The organism is Agromyces mediolanus, assembly GCF_023715325.1.
GTDB lineage: Bacteria > Actinomycetota > Actinomycetes > Actinomycetales > Microbacteriaceae > Agromyces > Agromyces mediolanus_A.
In genome coordinates this window covers 198,905-217,861 of record NZ_JAMBNX010000003.1, presented here as the reverse complement: position 1 = coordinate 217,861, position 18,957 = coordinate 198,905, and the positions used below count along the sequence as shown (strand labels likewise).

General features: G+C 70.7%; 17 protein-coding genes. 14 read left to right on the top strand and 3 right to left on the bottom strand.

Features of this window, described 5'->3' with window-relative positions; genetic code table 11:
- Positions 1–2 precede the first annotated feature (2 nt).
- The 7 genes from ruvC to M3147_RS07195 all read left to right on the top strand — a co-directional run bounded on the left by ruvC (position 3) and on the right by M3147_RS07195 (position 7,880).
- Positions 3–623 carry a crossover junction endodeoxyribonuclease RuvC gene (ruvC, locus tag M3147_RS07225; RefSeq protein ID WP_251202793.1) on the top strand — a complete coding sequence of 207 codons (621 nt, stop codon included), beginning with the start codon at positions 3–5 and terminating at the stop codon, positions 621–623.
- Positions 620–1,240, top strand: a complete 621-nt coding sequence (gene ruvA / locus M3147_RS07220; RefSeq protein ID WP_251202792.1) for a Holliday junction branch migration protein RuvA — start codon at positions 620–622, stop codon at positions 1,238–1,240. The genes ruvC and ruvA overlap by 4 nt, the downstream gene beginning before the upstream one ends.
- On the top strand, positions 1,237–2,292 hold the full coding sequence (gene ruvB / locus M3147_RS07215; RefSeq protein ID WP_251202791.1) for a Holliday junction branch migration DNA helicase RuvB: 1,056 nt from the start codon (positions 1,237–1,239) through the stop codon (positions 2,290–2,292). The genes ruvA and ruvB overlap by 4 nt, the downstream gene beginning before the upstream one ends.
- A gap of 71 nt (positions 2,293–2,363) precedes the next feature.
- A complete protein-coding gene (gene yajC, locus M3147_RS07210) occupies positions 2,364–2,774 on the top strand; it encodes a preprotein translocase subunit YajC (RefSeq protein WP_251202790.1) in 411 nt (136 codons plus the stop codon).
- A 63-nt stretch (positions 2,775–2,837) separates the two neighbouring features.
- Positions 2,838–4,562: a protein translocase subunit SecD gene (gene secD, locus M3147_RS07205; RefSeq protein WP_251202789.1), complete on the top strand. Its 1,725-nt coding sequence runs from the start codon at positions 2,838–2,840 to the stop codon at positions 4,560–4,562.
- Positions 4,562–5,566, top strand: a complete 1,005-nt coding sequence (gene secF / locus M3147_RS07200) for a protein translocase subunit SecF (RefSeq protein WP_251202788.1) — start codon at positions 4,562–4,564, stop codon at positions 5,564–5,566. The genes secD and secF overlap by 1 nt, the downstream gene beginning before the upstream one ends.
- A 67-nt stretch (positions 5,567–5,633) precedes the next feature.
- Positions 5,634–7,880, top strand: coding sequence for a RelA/SpoT family protein (locus M3147_RS07195; protein WP_251202787.1), 2,247 nt, complete (start codon positions 5,634–5,636; stop codon positions 7,878–7,880).
- A 9-nt stretch (positions 7,881–7,889) separates the two neighbouring features.
- Here the strand turns inward: M3147_RS07195 and M3147_RS07190 are convergent, their stop codons facing one another.
- The 3 genes from M3147_RS07190 to M3147_RS07180 all read right to left on the bottom strand — a co-directional run bounded on the left by M3147_RS07190 (position 7,890) and on the right by M3147_RS07180 (position 10,665).
- Positions 7,890–8,435 carry a hypothetical protein gene (locus M3147_RS07190; protein ID WP_251202786.1) on the bottom strand — a complete coding sequence of 182 codons (546 nt, stop codon included), beginning with the start codon at positions 8,433–8,435 and terminating at the stop codon, positions 7,890–7,892.
- Between the two features lie 94 nt (positions 8,436–8,529).
- On the bottom strand, positions 8,530–9,762 hold the full coding sequence (locus M3147_RS07185; protein ID WP_251202785.1) for a DUF349 domain-containing protein: 1,233 nt from the start codon (positions 9,760–9,762) through the stop codon (positions 8,530–8,532).
- Positions 9,763–9,885: 123 nt separating this feature from the next.
- The gene (locus M3147_RS07180; protein WP_251202784.1) at positions 9,886–10,665 is read right to left on the bottom strand and encodes a peptidylprolyl isomerase; all 780 of its coding nucleotides are present in this window, start codon (positions 10,663–10,665) and stop codon (positions 9,886–9,888) included.
- 114 nt (positions 10,666–10,779) lie between these two features.
- Between M3147_RS07180 and M3147_RS07175 the strand changes: the two genes are divergently transcribed.
- The 7 genes from M3147_RS07175 to M3147_RS07145 all read left to right on the top strand — a co-directional run bounded on the left by M3147_RS07175 (position 10,780) and on the right by M3147_RS07145 (position 18,905).
- Positions 10,780–12,270, top strand: a complete 1,491-nt coding sequence (locus M3147_RS07175) for a replication-associated recombination protein A (protein ID WP_251202783.1) — start codon at positions 10,780–10,782, stop codon at positions 12,268–12,270.
- A 180-nt stretch (positions 12,271–12,450) separates the two neighbouring features.
- A complete protein-coding gene (rpsD, locus tag M3147_RS07170) occupies positions 12,451–13,074 on the top strand; it encodes a 30S ribosomal protein S4 (RefSeq protein WP_251202782.1) in 624 nt (207 codons plus the stop codon).
- Positions 13,075–13,223: 149 nt separating this feature from the next.
- Entirely contained in the window at positions 13,224–13,418 is a 195-nt protein-coding gene (locus M3147_RS07165; RefSeq protein ID WP_251202781.1) for a hypothetical protein, read from the top strand.
- A 70-nt stretch (positions 13,419–13,488) separates the two neighbouring features.
- Complete coding sequence (gene alaS / locus M3147_RS07160) at positions 13,489–16,146, top strand: alanine--tRNA ligase (RefSeq protein WP_251202780.1); 2,658 nt, start codon at positions 13,489–13,491, stop codon at positions 16,144–16,146.
- A gap of 1 nt (position 16,147) precedes the next feature.
- Positions 16,148–16,627 carry a Holliday junction resolvase RuvX gene (gene ruvX / locus M3147_RS07155; RefSeq protein WP_251202779.1) on the top strand — a complete coding sequence of 160 codons (480 nt, stop codon included), beginning with the start codon at positions 16,148–16,150 and terminating at the stop codon, positions 16,625–16,627.
- A complete protein-coding gene (gene mltG / locus M3147_RS07150) occupies positions 16,624–18,063 on the top strand; it encodes an endolytic transglycosylase MltG (protein WP_251202778.1) in 1,440 nt (479 codons plus the stop codon). Before ruvX ends, mltG begins: the two co-directional genes overlap by 4 nt.
- Complete coding sequence (locus M3147_RS07145; RefSeq protein ID WP_251202777.1) at positions 18,060–18,905, top strand: shikimate dehydrogenase; 846 nt, start codon at positions 18,060–18,062, stop codon at positions 18,903–18,905. Before mltG ends, M3147_RS07145 begins: the two co-directional genes overlap by 4 nt.
- Positions 18,906–18,957: the final 52 nt, after the last annotated feature.

The window sequence follows — 18,957 nt, the reverse complement described above, 5'->3', positions numbered from 1 at the left end:
CCATGCGGGTGCTCGGCATCGACCCCGGGCTCACCCGCTGCGGCGTCGGCGTGGTCGACGTCGAGCCGAACCGGCGCGCCCGGCTCGTCGACGTGGTCGTGCTGCGCTCGCCCACTGACGCGCCGATCGAACGGCGGCTCGCGCGGATCGCCGACGGCCTGGAGGCGATCTTCGAGGAGCATCGCCCGCAGGCCGTGGCCCTCGAGCGCGTGTTCGCCCGGTCTGATGTCTCGACGATCATGGGCACCGCGCAGATCTCGGGGGTCTCGATGCTGATCGCGGCGCGTCGGGAGCTGCCGGTGGCCCTGCATACGCCGTCCGAGGTGAAGGCGGCGATCACCGGCTACGGACGCGCCGACAAGAAGCAGGTCGGGGCGATGGTCGCGCGGATCCTCGGACTCGAGGCGGTGCCGACGCCGGCGGATGCCGCGGACGCCCTCGCGCTCGCGATCTGTCACGCCTGGCGCACGGGCGGCGTCGCCGGCGCGGCGATCCGGGATGCGTCGACCCCGGGCAGCGCGGCGGCCTCGGATGCCTCGGGCCTCACCCCGGCGCAGCGGGCGTGGCTCGCCGCGGAGCGCTCCGCGGCGGTGTCGGGGGCGGCCCGTAGGCTGAAGGAGTGATCTCCTCCCTCCGCGGGCGCGTGCTCGTCGCCGCCGGCAACACGCTCGTGATCGACGTCGGCGGCGTCGGTTTCCACGTCAACACGACGCCCGCGTTCGTTCTGGCGAGCCGCCTCGGTGACGAGCTCGCCGTGCACACGGTGCTCATCGTCCGCGAGGACTCACTCACCATCTTCGGGTTCGGCACCCGCGACGAGCTCGAGGTGTTCGAATTGCTCGTCGGCGTGAACGGCGTGGGTCCGAAGTCCGCGCTCGGGGTCCTCTCGGTGCTCTCGCCCGACGAGGTCGCCGCGGCCGTGCACCGTGAGGACGACGCCGCCTTCCGCAAGGTCAGCGGCATCGGCCCGAAGACGGCGAAGCTGATCGTCGTCTCGCTGACCGGCAAGCTCGCGGCGCCGGCCGCTCGCGCGGCGAGCGCGCCGGTGGCGAGCGGCAGCATCGCCGACAGCGTGCTCGCCGCGCTCACCGGGCTCGGCTGGTCCGAGAAGGTGGCGGCCGAGGCGCTCGACGAGACGATCCTCGCCGTCAGCGAGACCGACGCGGCATCCGTACCGACGCTGCTGCGGCTCACCCTCGCGCGGCTGGGCCCGGCCCAGCAGGGCGGTCGAGCGCGATGAACCACGACGACCTCGACCTCACCGACCCCGAGCTCGCCTCCGAGGCCGAGCTCGCGTTCGAGGGGGCGCTGCGGCCGAAGAGCCTGCAGGAGTTCGTCGGGCAGAGCAAGGTGCGCGGTCAGCTGCAGCTGCTCCTGACGGCCGCCCAGCTGCAGCAGCGCACCCCCGACCACATTCTGCTGGCGGGCCCGCCGGGACTCGGCAAGACCACGCTCGCCATGATCGTCGCCCACGAGGGCGGACGGCCGCTGCGCATGTCGAGCGGCCCGGCCATCCAGCACGCCGGCGACCTCGCAGCCATCCTCAGTTCGCTCGTACCCGGCGAGGTGCTCTTCATCGACGAGATCCACCGCATGGCTCGCTCGGCCGAAGAGATGCTGTATCTCGCGATGGAAGACTTCCGCATCGACATCATGGTCGGCAAAGGCGCGGGCGCGACGTCGGTGCCGCTCGACCTCGCGCCGTTCACCCTCGTCGGCGCCACCACGCGCGCCGGGCTGTTGCCGAATCCACTGCGCGACCGGTTCGGATTCACCGCGCACCTCGAGTTCTACGACCGGAGCGAGCTGGAGCAGGTCCTCGAGCGGGCCGCGCGCATGCTCGGCCTCGGGATCGATCGGGAGGCCCTCGCCGAGATCGCAGGGCGCTGCCGCGGCACGCCGCGCATCGCGAATCGCCTGCTCCGTCGTGTCCGCGACTACGCGCTGGTGCACTCCGGAGGCGAAAGCGGGCGAGCCGACCTCGGCGCGGTGCGCGCGGCGCTCGAGCTCTACGACGTCGACGCCCTCGGGCTCGACCGGCTCGACCGGGCCGTGATGACGATCCTTCTCGAGCGGTTCGGCGGCGGGCCGGTCGGACTCAACACCCTCGCCGTCTCGGTGGGTGAAGAGGCCGAGACCATCGAGGCCGTGGTGGAGCCCTTCCTGGTGCGGATCGGCCTCATCATGCGCACTCCGCGGGGCCGAGTCGCGGCGCCCGCGGCCTGGCGGCACTTCGGGCTGTCGGAGCACGCGACGGATGTCGAGCAGGCTCTCCCCATCGATGACCTATAATCCAAGGAGGCTTCGGCCCCCTTGTCTCTGACTTCGCGCGCCGTCGCGCGCACCGGAAGGTTTCCCAGCTCATGCCCTTCGATCCGCTGACTCTCATCATGCTCGCCGTCCTGGCCGTGCTGATCTTCTTCATGTTCCGCAACTCGCGGAAGCGCCAGGCCGAGGCGCGCGAGCTGCAGTCGAAGGTGCAGCCGGGCGCGAAGGTGATGACGAACTTCGGCGTCTTCGGCACGGTCGTGTCGATCGACGAAGAAGAGAACCGCGCCGAGCTCGAGGTGAGCCCGGGCACCGTGCTCACGCTGCACCGCCAGACGATCGCCCGCGTGGTCGAGCCCGCCGAGGGCGTCGAGGCCCCGGCGATCGAGTCGATCGAGGGCGAGCCGGAGTTCGGCGAGCGGATCGACGAGGCGAGCGATGAGACGCCGAAGGCGTCCGACGAGGCTCCCAAGGGCGACGAGTCGCCCAAGAAGTCCGAGGACTAAACCCGTTCCCACTGGCTCGGCCCGCGCACTCGTGCGCGGGCCGACGCAGAGAAAGCAGAGCACGTGGCTGCAGCACCGAAGCGGTCATCACGGCCGACCCCCGTTCGCAAGGCCTGGCGGTCGCTGAGCTGGCTCGGCGTGATCATCGTCGGTCTGTTCGCGATCAACGCCGCCGGCGTGATCTGGGGCGGCGGGTCGTGGACGCCGAAGCTCGCGCTCGACCTCGAGGGCGGCACCCAGATCATCCTCGAGCCGAAGCTCGAGTCGGGTCAGACCGCCTCGCAGGAGCAGCTCGACCAGGCCGTGTCGATCATCCGGCAGCGCGTCGACGCCTCCGGTGTCGCCGAGCCCGAGATCAACACCGAGGGATCGAACGTCGTCGTCCGCATCCCGGGCGAGCTCGACGAGCAGACCCGCAACCGCATCGAGCAGTCGGCGAAGCTCGAGCTCCGTCCCGTCCTGGTCGCGAGCGCGGCGACCGACCAGTCGGCGAGCCCGAGCGAGTCTCCGGCACCGACGGACGACGCAGCGCTCGAGGCCACGCCGACCGTGGAGCCCACCGACCCGAGCGACCCCTCATGGATCACTCCGGCCCTGCAGCAGGAATTCGAGACCTTCCAGTGCTCGAGCCTCGACGACCCCGACGCGAACGTCGCCCCGGCGGACCAGCCGCTCGTCACGTGCGACGCGAGCCGCACGGGCAAATACATCCTCGGCCCGGTCGAGGTGAGCGGTGCGAACATCGTCGACGCCACGAACGGCGTCGTCACGACCCAGAACGGCGCGTCCACGGGTCAGTGGGCGGTGAACCTCGTCTTCGACGACGAGGGCACGAAGGCCTTCGCCGACGTCTCGACCCGCCTCTACGGCTTGAAGGGGCAGGCTCCGCGCGACCAGTTCGCGTTCGTGCTCGACGGCGCCGTCATCTCCGCGCCGTCCATGAACGGGGTCATCACCGACGGCCGTCCGCAGATCACCGGATCCTTCACCCAGGAGACCTCGAAGGCCCTCGCCGACCAGCTGAAGTTCGGTGCGCTGCCGATCAGCTTCACGGTGCAGTCGTCCGAGACCATCTCGCCGACGCTCGGCACCCAGCAGCTGCAGAACGGCCTGATCGCAGGCCTGATCGGCCTCATCCTGGTGGTGCTCTACAGCATCTTCCAGTACCGCGCACTCGCCTCGGTGACGGTGGCGTCGCTCATCATCGCGGGCATCATCACGTATCTGATGCTCACGATCCTGTCCTGGCGCGAGGGGTACCGCCTCTCGCTCGCGGGCATCGCGGGCGTCATCGTCGCGATCGGCTTCACAGCCGACTCGTTCATCATCTACTTCGAACGCGTGAGAGACGAGTTGCGCGACGGAAGACCGCTCGTCGGGGCCGTCGAGGCCGGCTGGAAGCGCGCGTTCCGCACGGTGCTCGCGTCGAAGGGCGTCAACCTCCTCGCCGCCATCGTGCTGTTCATCCTCGCGGTCGGCAGCGTGAAGGGCTTCGCCTACACGCTCGGGCTCACGACGATCATCGACGTCGTGATCGTGATCCTCTTCACGCATCCGATGCTGCAGCTGCTCGCCCAGACGCGGTTCTTCTCCGGCGGCAACCCGTGGTCCGGCCTCGACCCGAACGCGCTCGGCGCGGTCTACCGGGGTCGAGCGGAGTTCCGGAAGCCGTCCGCGGTGCCCGCCAAGAAGGCCGCCTCGAGCGCCAAGGAGGCGCAGCGCCGGCAGACCATCGCGGAACGCAAGGCCGCCGAACTCACCTCCACGGGCGAAGGCAAGGAGTCCTGATGGCCAGCCGTCTCACCACCTTCGGCAACGACCTCTACACGGGCAAGCGCTCGTTCAACTTCGTCGGCGGACGCCGCAAGTGGTACGTGATCGCCGCCGTGCTCGTGATCCTCTCGGTCATCGTGCCGCTCGTGCGCGGGGTGAACTTCAGCATCGAGTTCCTCGGCGGATCGCAGTTCCAGATCACGAACGTGCAGAACGCCACTCCGGAGCCTGCGACGGAGGCCGTCGCGAGCGTCGTTCCGGACGCCGCGGCGAAGGTCACGATCGTGGGCGACAGTGGCGTCCGCGTGCAGACCGACCAGCTCTCGCAGCAGGACTCGCACGACGTGTCGGCCGCGCTCGCGGAGGCGTACGACGTGCCGGTGAGCGAGGTCACCTCGAGCTTCATCGGGCCCAGCTGGGGTGCCGACGTGACACGGCAGGCGATCGTCGGCCTCATCGCGTTCCTCCTCCTCGCCGGCGTCATCATGGCGATCTACTTCCGCACGTGGAAGATGTCGCTCGCGGCCATCCTCGCCCTGATCGGCGATCTCATCGTCACGGTCGGCGTCTACGCGGCGGTCGGCTTCGAGATCTCGCCGGCGGCCATGATCGGTGTGCTCACGATCCTCAGCTACTCGCTCTACGACACGGTCGTGGTGTTCGACAAGATCCGCGAGAACACCGCGGATGACGGCGACGAGTCGCGACGGACGTTCGCGGAGTCGGTGAACCTCGCGGTGAACCAGACGCTGGTGCGTTCGATCAACACGAGCGTCATCGCGGCGTTGCCCGTCGCGGCGATCCTCTTCATCGGTGCGGGGGTGCTCGGCGCCGACACGCTGCGGGACATCTCGCTGTCGCTCCTCATCGGCATCCTGGTCGGCACGTGGTCGACGGTGTTCGTCGCCGCGCCGCTGTACTCGCAGCTGCGCGAGGGCGAGCCGGCGATCAAGCGCCACGACCTGAAGGTCATGAAGGAGCGCGAGCGGGCGGGGTCATCGGTCGCCGTCGAAGCGTAGCCCGGAACGCCGCGCGGGCTCCAGGGGGCTCCGACAGTGGTAGGAATGGAACCCTGGAGGTGCTGAGATGACCGAGACGGGAGTGAACTCCACGGCGTCGCTGCGCCGTCTCGTTCCGCGCATCTTCTCCAAGGCCCAGCCCTCCGGTGCGGTCGAAACCCTGATCCGCACGGTGCGCATGCACCATCCGAAGGCCGACCTCGCACTCATCGAGCGCGCCTATCAGGTCGCCGACCGGGCCCACGAGGGCCAGAAGCGCAAGAGCGGCGAGCCGTATATCACCCACCCGGTCGCGGTCGCGCAGATCCTCGCCGATCTCGGGATCGGCTCGAAGACCGTCGCCGCCGCGCTCCTGCACGACACCGTCGAGGACACCGCCTACACGCTCGACCAGGTGCGCGCCGATTTCGGTGACGAGATCGCGATGCTCGTCGACGGGGTCACGAAGCTCGACAAGGTCAAGTACGGCGACTCGACGCAGGCCGAGACGGTCCGCAAGATGATCGTCGCGATGTCCAAGGACATCCGCGTGCTGATCATCAAACTCGCCGACCGGCTGCACAACGCCCGCACCTGGGGCTTCGTGCCCGCGGCGTCCGCGACCCGGAAGGCTACCGAGACCCTCGAGATCTACGCCCCGCTCGCGCACCGGCTCGGCATCCAGACGATCAAGTGGGAGCTCGAGGACCTCTCGTTCGCGGTGCTCTACCCGAAGCTCTACGCCGAGATCGAGAGCCTCGTGAGACAGCGCACCCCGCAGCGCGAGGAGTTCGTGCAGAACGTCATCGACCTCGTGAACGACGACCTGAAAGCCGCGAAGATCCGCGGCAAGGTCATGGGCCGACCCAAGCAGTACTACTCGATCTACCAGAAGATGATCGTGCGCGGACGCGACTTCGACGAGATCTACGACCTGGTCGGCATCCGTGTGCTCGTGAACTCCGTGCGCGACTGCTACGCCGTGCTCGGCGCGATCCACGCCAGGTGGACGCCGGTGCCCGGTCGCTTCAAGGACTACATCGCCACTCCGAAGTTCAACCTGTACCAGTCGTTGCACACGACCGTGATCGGCCCGAAGGGCCGTGCAGTCGAGATCCAGATCCGTACCCACGACATGCACCAGCGCGCGGAGTACGGTGTCGCGGCGCACTGGAAGTACAAAGAGCGGATGACGAGCGGCCGCGTCGACGAGAAGCAGAGCAGCACCGACATGGCGTGGCTCGCGCACATCTCCGACTGGCAGGCCGAGACGGCCGACCCGGGGGAGTTCCTCGATTCGCTGCGGTTCGAGATCGGCGCGAAGGAGGTCTACGTCTTCACGCCGAAGGGGCGCGTGGTCGGCCTTCCCTCCGGGGCGACTCCCATCGACTTCGCCTACGCGGTGCACACCGAGGTCGGCCACCGCACGATGGGCGCGAAGGTCAACGGCCGTCTGGTGCCGCTGGAGAGCGAGCTCTCGAGCGGCGATGTCGTCGAGGTGTTCACCTCGAAGAACCCCGACTCCGGCCCCAGCCAGGATTGGCTGAACTTCGTGAAGTCCGCCCGGGCGCGGAACAAGATCCGCCAGTGGTTCACGAAGGAACGGCGCGACGAGGCGATCGAGCAGGGGCGCGACGCCATCGCCCGCGCCATGCGGAAGCAGAATCTGCCGCTGCAGAAGCTCATGAGTCAGGAGTCGTTCGCCGAGGTCGCCGCGCAGCTGCGGTACGACAACGTCTCCGCGCTCTACGCCGCGGTCGGCGAAGGGCACGTCTCGACGCAGTCGGTGCTCGAGAAGGTCGTCGCGCTCGTGCGCGACGTCGAGGGCGGCGACGAGCCCGAGCTGGCCATCCCGGTGCGGTCCCGGCCGCTGCCGCGGAACAGTGACTCCGGGGTGCTGGTGCGCGGGGCTCCCGACATCCTCGTGAAGCTCGCGCGCTGCTGCACTCCGGTACCGGGCGACGAGATCGTGGGCTTCGTGACCCGGGGCGCGGGCGTCTCGGTGCACCAGGCGAGCTGTCACAACGTGCAGTCGCTGCTGCGCGAGCCCGAGCGCATGATCGACGTGGAGTGGGCGCCGAGCTCGAAGAGCGTCTTCCTCGTGCAGATCCAGATCGAGGCGCTCGATCGCGCGGGGCTCCTCTCGGACGTCACCCGCGTGCTCTCGGAGCACCACGTGAACATCCTCTCGGCGAACGTCACGACCTCGACCGACCGTCTCGCGCTCAGCCGCTTCGTCTTCGAGATGGGCGACACCACCCACCTCGACCGGGTGCTGAACGCGGTGCGGCGCATCGACGCCGTCTACGACGTCTACCGCGTCAGCGACGGCTGAGACGGCCGCTCAGCCGAGGATTCGAGCGAGCCGGGCGAGCGCCAGGCGGCGGTGGGGGACTCGCGTTGCCGGCGCGAAGCGGTCGCGGAGACGCTCGGCCAGGTGGATCGGATCGCTCCGGAGCAGGCTCTCGACGACGGGGAGCACCCCGTGCTCGTCGAGTGCGGGATCGCGCAGCAGGTCGAAGGCGGTGCGCTCCACGGAGGTGCAGCGGCAGCCACCCGCCATGGTGATCTCGGACTCGTCGATGGCCACCTCGCGGATGCGGCGGCGCGGGTCGCGCGAACGGGCGACCCGAGCTCCGTGCGGCACGCAGAACTCGGCGACCTTCGGCGGCACAGGGGTCGCCCCATGCACCCAGGCCGCCGACCAGCCGGCGATGACGGGCCCGTTCGCCGCGGCGCCGAGGGCCCGGGCGCGCAGCTCGGGGAGATCCGGCGCATCGATGGGGATCCATCGATCGAGCACGGCGACCACCTCGCCGTCGAGCCGGGCGGCGCAGAGTTCGGGCAGTGAGAGCTCGTCCGTGTCGAGCACGTCGGGGAGTCGGGGCATCCGCCGAGTCTGCCGGTCTCGGGCGGCTCGACGGCGACGGCCGGGGCGTTCTGTGGAGAACGCCCCGGCCGTCGGACGAGGTGTGGACCGCGGGTCAGCCGCCGACGGCCTTGAGCCAGGCCTGACGGGCCTCGAGCGCCTCGCGCGCCTCGGCGATCGCCTTCGCGTCGCCCTCGGCCTCGGCGGCCTGGAGCTCGGCCTCGAGTTTCGCGATCGCGTCCTGGAGCTGGCCGAGCATGCCTTCGGACCGGGCCTTCTTCTCGGGGTCCTCGCGCTGCCAGCGCTCGTCCTCCAGCTGGCGCACGTGCGTCTCGACCTTGCGGAGCCGGTCTTCGATCACGCGGACCTGGTCGCGGGGCACCCGGCCGATCTCGTCCCAGCGCAGCTGGATCGCGTTGAGGGCGGGGCGGGCGCGCTTCGGGTCCTTCTGCTTCAGGAGCTCCTCGGCCTCGGTGAGCAGCTCGAGCTTCTGCTCGAGGTTCTCCCGGTACTCGGCGTCGTCGCGCGCGTCGACCTCGGCCTTGGCATGGAACAGCACGTCGCCGGCGGCCTTGAACTTCGCCCAGAGCGCGTCGTCGACCTTCTTGCCGGCGCGGCCGGCGGCCTTCCAATCGTCGAGGAGTGCGCGGTAGTCGCCGACCGCGTCGGCGCCGCGCGGGGCGAGCGCCTCGGCCCGCTCGATCAGCTGCTGCTTGCGCGCGCGGACTTCGCGGTGCGCGCTGTCGAGCTGGGCGAAGAACGCCTTGCGGTGCGACTCGATCGTCGACCGAGCGGTGCGGAACCGCTTCCAGAGCTCGTTGGCCTCGTTCTTCGGGAGACGCGGGCCGTCCTGCTGGTGCTGCTGCCAGCGGGCGAAGAGCGCGTCGAGCTCGGCGGAGGTCTGCTTCCACTGGGTCTTCGACGGGTCCTGCGCGGCGAGGGCCTCAGCGGCTTCGGCGATGGCCGTGCGCTCGGCGATCGCCTCGGCGAGCTGCGCCTTCGCCTCGGCCTGCTGCTGCTCGCTCAGCTCCTGCGTGGTGCCGGACAGGGCGTCGAGCCGCGTGCGGAGGGCGTCGAGGTCGCCGACGGCACGCGCCTCGGCGATGGACTCCTGCAGTGCGGTGACGGCCTTGGCGACATCGGCGGCGGGAGCGCCGCGACGGACGCGCTGCTCGAGCAGACCGACGGCCCCGGCGAGATCGGCGTACTTGCGCTCGAAGTAGGCGAGAGCCTCCTCAGCGGTGCCGTCGGGGTACTCGCCCACGGCCCGTTCGCCGTCGGCGGTCCGAACGAAGACCGTGCCCGTCTCGTCGACGCGGCCCCACGGTTGCTGATCTGATTCGGTCACGGCCTCACCCTGTCGTAGGTCGGTAGATGCCGCCTGACGGCGGCGGTGCGACATCAAGCCTATTGCACCTCCGGTGCGGGGTGCCGGTCGCGGCGGCGCCGGATCGCGCACGCCGCGGACCGCTCACTGCACCGTGAAGGAGTCGATGGTGACCGGCACTGCGGGCGCGCCGTCGCCGCCCCCGTCGACGGTGCCGGCGTCGATCACGGCGGAGCGCAGCTCATCGAGCCCGCTCGTCACGGTGCCGAGGATCGTGTAGCCGCCCGCCGAGTCCGTGGGGAGCGTGGTGTCGTCGTAGACGAGGAAGAACTGGCTGCCCTGGCTGTAGCCGTTCTGGGTCTGCCGGGCCATCGCGATGGTGCCGGCCGGGTACACGTTGTCGGCCGGCGCGTTCTCGACCGGACCGTAGGTGTACCCGGGCCCGCCCGTGCCGTCGCCGTTCGGGTCGCCGCACTGGAGCACGAACAGACCCGAAGTGGTGAGGCGGTGGCAGCCGACCCCCTCGTAGAAGCCGGACTGGGCGAGGCTGATCTCCGACGACACCGCCTGGGGCGCGGCGGCCCCGTCGAGCTCGACGCCGAGCGGGATGCCGTTCAGGGTGAGTGTGCCGGTCCAGGTGCGCCCCTCGGCGAGATCGGCGGACGGGACATCGCCCTGGTTCGCGCCGGCCGGCTCGGTGGCCGGAGGGGTCTCGCTCGGGGCCGCTTCCGGAGCGCCGGGGCCGCCGCTGAAATAGAACAGCTGCGCCGCGGTCGCGAGCACGAGCACCACGACGAGCGCGAGTGCGGCGATCACATTGTCACGGACCCGACGGCGCTGCTTGCGCGTGTGAACCTCTTGCCGTGCCTGATAGGTGCGAAGCCTCGCGCGCTCCTCGCGCGCCTGACGGTCGTTCGATGCCACGCTGCTCCTTCTGGGGAATCCTGCGAGCCGACTCTACGCAAGGCCCGTGCGCCGTGCCAATCACCTGGGCCTCGCGAGGGCGTCGTGTCGGTGGACGTCGCTACGCTGGAAGGCATGGTGGACACCGGTACGGGGCTGCGCTCCGGCGCGACTCCGTTGGCGGTTCGCATGCGGCCGACCACGCTCGACGAGGTCGCCGGTCAGCGGCATCTGCTGAGCCCGGGCTCGCCGCTCGTGGCCCTCGCGAGCGACCGCTCGGGCACGAGCGGATCCGTGTCGGTCATCCTGTGGGGGCCGCCCGGCACGGGCAAGACGACGCTGGCACAAGCGATCGCCCGCAGCTCCGGCCGTCGCTTCGTCGAGCTGTCGGCCGTCACCGCGGGCGTACGGGACGTCCGTCAGGTGATGGAGGAGGCGCAGTCGAGCCGCGACCTCTACGGCCTCTCCACCGTGCTGTTCCTCGACGAGATCCATCGCTTCACCAAGGCGCAGCAAGATGCGCTGCTGCCCGGCGTCGAGAACGGCTGGGTCATCCTGGTCGCGGCGACCACCGAGAATCCCTCGTTCTCCGTCATCTCGCCGTTGCTCTCCCGCTCACTCCTGCTGACGCTCGAACTGCTGAGCGATGCCGACCTCGGCACGCTGGTCGATCGCGCTGCGACCGATCCTCGTGGTCTCGCCGATGCGTTCGTGCTCGAGCCCGAGGCTCGGGAGGCGATCGTCCGGCTCGCCTCCGGCGACGCGCGTCGCGCGCTCACCGCGCTCGAGGCCTCGGCGAACTCCGCGGTCGGCGAGTTCGCCGCCGCGCAGGCCGCGAGCGATGGCCAGGCCGAGGGGGATGGCCCGGCGGAGGGGGATGCCGACGCGCCCGACGATGTGGCGGCACCCGACGATGTGGCATCACCAGACGATGCGGCGCCGCCAGACGCTGCCGACGTCGAGGGCGAGGCATCCGCGGCGGCGAAGCCGACGATCACCGCGGAGACCGTGGCGCGGGCCGTCGACCGCGCGTTGCTCCGCTACGACCGCAACGGCGACGAGCACTACGACGTCATCAGCGCCTTCATCAAATCGGTGCGGGGGAGCGACGTCGATGCGGCGCTGCACTACCTGGCTCGCATGATCGAGGCGGGCGAGGACCCGCGGTTCATCGCCCGCCGCATCATCGTGCTCGCCTCGGAGGACATCGGCATGGCCGACCCGACGGCGCTCGGCGTGGCCGTCGCCGCAGCCGATGCGGTGGCCCTCATCGGCATGCCGGAGGGGCGCATCCCGCTCGCGCAGGCCGTCGTGCACCTGGCGACCGCGCCGAAGTCGAACGCCGCCTACCTCGGCATCAACCAGGCGATCTCCGACGTGCGCGCCGGCAAGGCCGGTCGAGTGCCGAAGCACCTCCGCGATGCCCACTACGCCGGGGCGAAGCGACTCGGGCACGGCAAGGGCTACCGGTACCCGCACGACGCGGACATCGGGGTGGTGCCGCAGCAGTACCTGCCCGACCCCCTCCGGGGCGCCCGCTACTACGAGCCGACCGAGCACGGGCACGAGCGCGAGCTCTCGGCGCGGCTCGCGAAGCTCCGCCGCATCGTGCGCGGCGAGGACTGAGCCCCGTGCTACGATTGCTGATGGCCTGAAGCCAGGTTTTCGCGTGCGGCTGCGCGGACTCCGACGGCGAAGTGGCGCGACCTGTAGCCGGTCGGCCCATGGCGAATCCCTCTGACTAGAGCTTTCCAGCGCGTTGACGCGCGCCGGAACCCCGTTTCAGAACCTCCGAAAGGACCATTCGTGTCGAATCGTGCACGTAGCAAGACCCGCCTCTCGCGCGCGCTCGGCGTCGCCCTCACCCCGAAGGCCGCCCGCATCCTCGAGAAGCGCCCCTACGCTCCCGGCGAGCACGGCCGCACCAAGCGCAAGGCCGACAGCGACTACGCCGTCCGTCTCCGTGAGAAGCAGCGTCTCCGCGCCCAGTACGGCATCCGCGAGAAGCAGCTCCGTATCGCCTACAACGAGGCGAAGCGCACCGAGGGCCAGACCGGTGAGAACCTCGTCGAGCTGCTCGAGATGCGTCTCGACGCGCTCGTGCTGCGCGCCGGGTTCGCGCGCACCATGGCGCAGGCCCGCCAGTTCGTGGTGCACCGCCACATCGTCGTCGACGGCAAGATCGTCGACCGCCCCTCGTTCCGCGTGAAGCCCGGCCAGCACATCGGCGTCAAGCAGCGCTCCGAGGGCACCGAGCCGTTCCAGGTCGCCGCGGCCGGCGGTCACGTCGACGTGCTGCCGAAGACGCCGGGCTACCTCGAGGTCCAGCTCGACAAGCTGGAGGCGACCCTCGTTCGCCGCCCGAAGCGCGCCGAGGTCCCCGTCACCTGTGACGTGCAGCTCGTCGTCGAGTACTACGCCGCCCGCTGACCCAGCGTCGCGTGCAGGCCGGAGGGGTCGCGGGTTCGCCCGCGGCCCCTCCGTCGTCCCGGCGGGCGGGCCCCCGGCTCGCCTAGACTGGACGGAAGCGTCAGGGGCCGAGGTCCCTCGAACAGAGAGTTCGACCAGAGGAGCAAACGGTGAAGAGCGTGCTGTGGTTCGTCGCGGGTATCGCGGCGGGGTTCGTCGTGGCCCATCAGGTGAACCAGACGGTCGAGGGTCGCAAGTTCTTCGCCTCGCTCGACGCGAAGGCCCGGGCGTTCGGCCAGGCCATCGCCGAGGGGTACCACGAGCGCGACGCCGAGCTCCGCGCCGACGCCGACGACGAGCGCTGACCACTCCGCGCCTTTCGCGCGCACAGTTCTCGCCCCGCGGCTGCGGGGTGCAACGACCCGGAACGGAACCATGCAGACTGCCGAGATCAGCCGTCGCTACATCGACTACTTCGCCGACCGCGGACACACCGTCGTCCCCTCGGCCTCGCTCGTCTCCGACGACCCCACGCTCCTCTTCACGGTGGCCGGCATGGTGCCGTTCGTGCCGTACCTGACCGGCGTCGTCCCGGCACCGTACCCCCGCGCCGTCGACGTGCAGAAGTGCATCCGCACGAACGACATCGAGGAGGTCGGCAAGACCGCGCGCCACGGCACCTTCTTCCAGATGCTCGGCAACTGGTCGTTCGGCGACTACTTCAAGGAGGGGGCGATCACCTACGCGTGGGAGCTCCTGACCCGTTCCGAGGCCGACGGCGGGCTCGGCTTCAACGAGCGCGACCTCTGGGTCACGGTCTACGAGACCGACGACGAGGCGGCGGAGCTCTGGCAGAAGCTCATCGGGCTTCCGGCCGAGCGCATCCAGCGGCTCGGCAAGGCGGACAACTACTGGCACACCGGCCAGCCCGGCCCCGGCGGCCCCAGCTCGGAGATCTTCTTCGACCGCGGGCCGAAGTACGGCCGCGACGGCGGCCCGGCCGTCGATGACAGCCGTTTCATCGAGATCTGGAACCTCGTGTTCATGCAGGAGCTGCTGAGCGAGGTCCGGTCGAAGGTCGACTTCGACGTCGTCGGCCCGCTGCCGAAGAAGAACATCGACACCGGCATGGGCCTCGAACGCGTCGCGTTCATCAAGCAGGGCGTCGAGAACATGTACGAGATCGACCAGGTCCGCCCGGTGCTCGACCGCGCCGCCGAGCTCTCCGGCCGGCGCTACGGCGCCGAGCACGAGGACGATGTGCGCATGCGCATCATCGCCGACCACGTGCGCTCCTCGCTCATGCTCATGAGCGACGGGGTCACGCCGTCGAACGAGGGCCGCGGCTACATCCTGCGGCGCCTGCTGCGCCGTTCGATCCGGGCGATGCGTCTCCTCGGCGTCGAGGGCCCGAGCTTCCGCGAGCTCTTCGCGGCCTCCCGCGACGCGATGAAGTCGGCGTACCCCGAGGTGGCGACCGACTACTCGCACCTCGAGCAGCTCGCCCTCGGCGAGGAGGACACCTTCCTCCGTACACTCGCGTCGGGCACGACGATCCTCGACGTCGCGGTGACGAAGACGAAGGCGCAGGGCTCCGGCGAGCTCGCGGGCGACACGGCGTTCCTGCTGCACGACACCTACGGCTTCCCGATCGAACTCACCCTCGAGATGGCCGACGAGGCGGGGCTCGAGGTCGACCGCGGCGAGTTCGACCGCCTCATGAAGGACCAGCGCGATCGCGCGAAGGCCGACGCAAAATCGAAGAAGCGGGTGCTCGCGGATCTCTCGGTCTACGCGGACTACCGCGCCAAGGGCGAGACGATCTTCACCGGCTACACCGAGCTGCAGACGGAGTCCTCGGTCCTCGGTCTCCTCGTCGATGGCCGGCCCGTGCAGCGGGCCACCGCGGGGCAGACCGCCGAGGTGATCCTGGCGGAGACCGCGCTCTACGCGGAGTCCGGCGGGCAGGCGCCCGACCGCGGCCGCATCGTCGGCGACGGCTTCGAGCTCGAGGTGCTCGACGTGCAGCGCCCCGTCAAGGGCCTCATCAGTCACACCGTGCGGGTCGTCCGCGGCGAGGTCGGCGTCGGCGAGACCGCCACCAGCCTCGTCGACGAGGACTACCGCCGCGGCGCCACCCAGGCGCACTCCGGTACCCACCTCGTGCACGCCGCCCTCCGGCAGGTGCTCGGGCCGAACGCGCACCAGTCCGGCTCCTTCAACAAGGCCGGCTACCTGCGCCTCGACTTCGGCTGGAACACGGCCCTCTCGGCCGAGACCCGCTCCGAGATCGAGGAGATCTCGAACGCCGCGATCCGCGACAATCTCGAGGTCGTCACCCGTGAACTGCCGCTCGAGGAGGCCAAGGCGCTCGGTGCCATGGCGCTCTTCGGTGAGAAGTACGGCGACGTCGTGCGTGTCGTCGACATCGGCGGCCCGTGGTCGCGCGAGCTCTGCGCCGGCACGCACGTGCGCACGAGCGCCGAGGTCGGCATGATCAACCTGATCGGCGAGTCCTCGGTCGGTGCCACGAATCGTCGCGTGGAGTCGCTCGTCGGCATCGAGGCCTTCCGGCAGTTCGCGGCCGAGCGCGCACTCGTCGGCGAGCTCACGAGCTCGCTGAAGACCCGTCCCGAGCAGCTCGTCGACCGGGTCGGTGAACTCGTGGCGAACCTGAAGGCCGCCGAGAAGAAGATCCAGGCGTACGAGGCGAAGGCCTTGAACGAGCGCGTGCCGGCGTTGGCCGCGACGGCAACCCGCGCGGGCGACGTCCTGCTCGTCGCGGAGCACGTCGGTGCGCTCGGCTCGGGCGACGAGCTGCGCCAGCTCGCGCTCGCCGTGCGCTCGCAGCTCGGCGACGCGGCCGCGGTGGTGGCGCTGACCGCCGAGGTCGGCGGCAAGCCGCTCGCGATCGCCGCGACCTCGCCGGCAGCGCGCGAGGCGGGCGCGAACGCGGGCGCGCTCGCGAAGCGGATGGCGTCGGTGCTCGGCGGTGGCGGTGGCGGCAAGCCCGACCTGGCTCAGGGCGGCGGCACGGACGTCGCAGCGATCCCGGCGGCGCTCACGGCGGTTCGTGACGAGCTCGGCCGCTAGCGTGCGTGAGGGTGTCCGGCTCGGCGTCGATGTGGGCCGCGCCCGCATCGGGGTCGCCCGGTGCGACCCCTCGGCGATGCTCGCGGTCCCGGTCGAGACCGTGCCGCGCGCGCCGGAGGGCTCCGACGCCGACATCCGCCGTATCCTCGAGCTCGCCGAGGAGTTCGGCGCGGTCGAGCTCGTGGTGGGCCATCCGCTCTCGCTCTCCGGACACGCGACGCCCTCGACCGACGACGCCGTCGCCTTCGCCGGTCGACTCGTGGGCGCCGCTGTTCCGGTGCGGCTCGTGGACGAGCGGATGTCGACGGTGAGCGCGCAGCAGGCGCTCCGTGCGAGTGGGAAACGCGCCAAGCAGCAGCGGTCCATCATCGACCAAGCTGCAGCCGTTATCATTCTGCAACACGCCATCGACGCCGAACGCGCGTCGGGCAAGCCGCCGGGGCAGCTCCTCGGCACCGACGAAGGGCCACCACCCCTGTGACTCAGCTCCCCCCTGAGCAGCGCGCGTCGCGCGAGCGCACCGGTCTCGACTGGGACGCGATCCTTTCCGGCGACGAGTCCCGACCACGGCGGGACGCCCGGACGGGCGGGCCGCACGGGCACGAGCCCGAGGGGGACGGCGTAGACCCGTTCGCGCATCCCGACCGCCCCGTGGCACCGCGGACGAATGACCCCTTCGCCTCGGGTGACGAGGTGCCGCTCACCCGGCGCGAGCGTCGAGAGCTGGAAGAACGACAGTCCCAGCTCGAGACCGGTCCGTCGACCGGGCCCGCCGAGGTGCAGCGGCCGAGTCGGGCGGAACGGCGCGAGTCGGCCGGCATCGACGACCCCGACGTGCCGAGGAAGCCGAAGCGTCGCGGTGCCTGGGGCTGCCTCATCGCCCTGCTCATCGTCGTGGCGCTCGGCGCCGGCGCGTTCTTCTTCCTGCAGGGGCCGATCTCCGCGGTCATCGAGCGGTTCCAGCCGGCGGCCGACTACAAGGGCACCGGCTCGGGCGAGGTCACCTTCATGATCCACGACGGCGACACCGGCTCCTCGATCGCCGAGAACCTCTACGATGAGGGCGTCGTGGCGTCCTCGGAGGCCTTCTACGAGCTCCTGCTGCAGCAAGAGCCCGAACCGGAGTTCCACCCCGGCGCCTACCGGCTCGCCGAGAAGATGAGCGCCAAGGCGGCGCTCGACGCACTCGAGGATCCGGCGAACAAGCTCGAGAACACCTTCGTGATCCCCGAGGGCACGGCCACGGTCGATGCGCTGCCGATCATCGCCGAGGGCACGGGGATGGCCCTCGAGCAACTGCAGGCGGCGGCGGCGGAGCCACCGCAAAGCTACGGGCTGCCGGCCGAGGCGCAGTCGCTGGAGGGCTTCCTGTTCCCGGCGACCTACACCGTCGACCCGGCGTCCGACGCTCGCGGCGTGCTGCAGACGCTCGTCGACCGGCAGTTCCAGGCGCTCGACGAAGCCGGCGTCGCCCCGGCGGATCGCTGGCGCACGATCGTGCTCGCCTCGCTCATCCAGCGCGAGGCCGGGCTGCGCGACGACTACTACAAGGTCTCCCGCGTGTTCCTGAACCGTCTGGACCCGGCGCAGTGGGAGTCGGGACTCCTGCAGTCCGACGCGACGGTCGCCTACGGCACGGGCAACACGCACCGCGTCAGCACCACCGACGCCGAGCGCGCCGACGCCGGCAACCCGTACAACACCTATGTGCACCCCGGGCTGCCGGTCGGGCCGATCTCCAACCCCGGCGACCTCGCGATCGACGCCGCGCTGAACCCGGCCGACGGGACCTGGCTCTTCTTCGTGACGTGGAACCTCGACACGGGCGAGACGATCTTCTCGACCACGGTCGAGGAGCACGATGCGGCGGTCGAGAAGTGGCTCGCGTGGATGGACGAGAACCCGGAGTACCAGTGACCGCCGTGAACGCCTCCCAGCCGCACCGGCTCGCGGTGCTCGGCTCGCCGATCGCGCACTCGAAGTCGCCGGCGCTCCATCGCGCCGCGTACCGCGCGCTCGGGCTCGACTGGCAGTACGAGGCGGTCGAGGTCGCCTCGTCAGGGCTCGCCGAGTTCGTCGGCTCGCGGGACGCCTCGTGGCGCGGGCTCTCGCTCACGATGCCGCTGAAGCAGGAGGTGCTTCCGCTCGTCGACGAGCTCGACCGGCGCGCGCGACTCACCGGAGCCGCGAACACGCTGCGCTTCGACCGCGGCCGGCGGCTGGGGTTCAACACCGACGTCGGCGGCATCGTCGGTGCGCTCGCGGACGCCGGGACGACCCAGTCCTCGCGTGCCGGCGTCGTCGGCGGGGGAGCGACGGCCGCCTCGGCGATCGCCGCGATCGCGGAACTCGGGGCGAGCGAGGTCGAGGTCTTCGTGCGCACGCCGGCTCGTGCGGCGGCGCTCGAGCCGCTCGCCGCTTCGCTCGGGCTCAGAGTGCTCGTGCGGCGCCTCGACGAGCTCTCGGGCGCCGAGGGCCTCGATCTGGTCGTGGCCACGGTGCCCGGTGGCACCGAACTCGGGGTGCAGCCGAGCGCCGCGCTCACGGCGCAGGCCACGCTGCTGGAGGTCGCCTACGACCCGTGGCCGAGCCCGCTCGCCACCAGGTGGCTCGATGCCGGCGGCACCGTCGTGCACGGGCTCGGCATGCTCCTGCACCAGGCCCTGCTGCAGGTCCGCGTCTTCGCGAACGGCGACCCCGAGCAGGCGTTGCCGGGTGAGGACGAGGTGCTCGCGGCCATGCGGGCGGCGATCGCCTGAGGCATCCGCTGCGGCACTGCCCGACGGCGCCCCCGGCGGCGACGTCACGCGA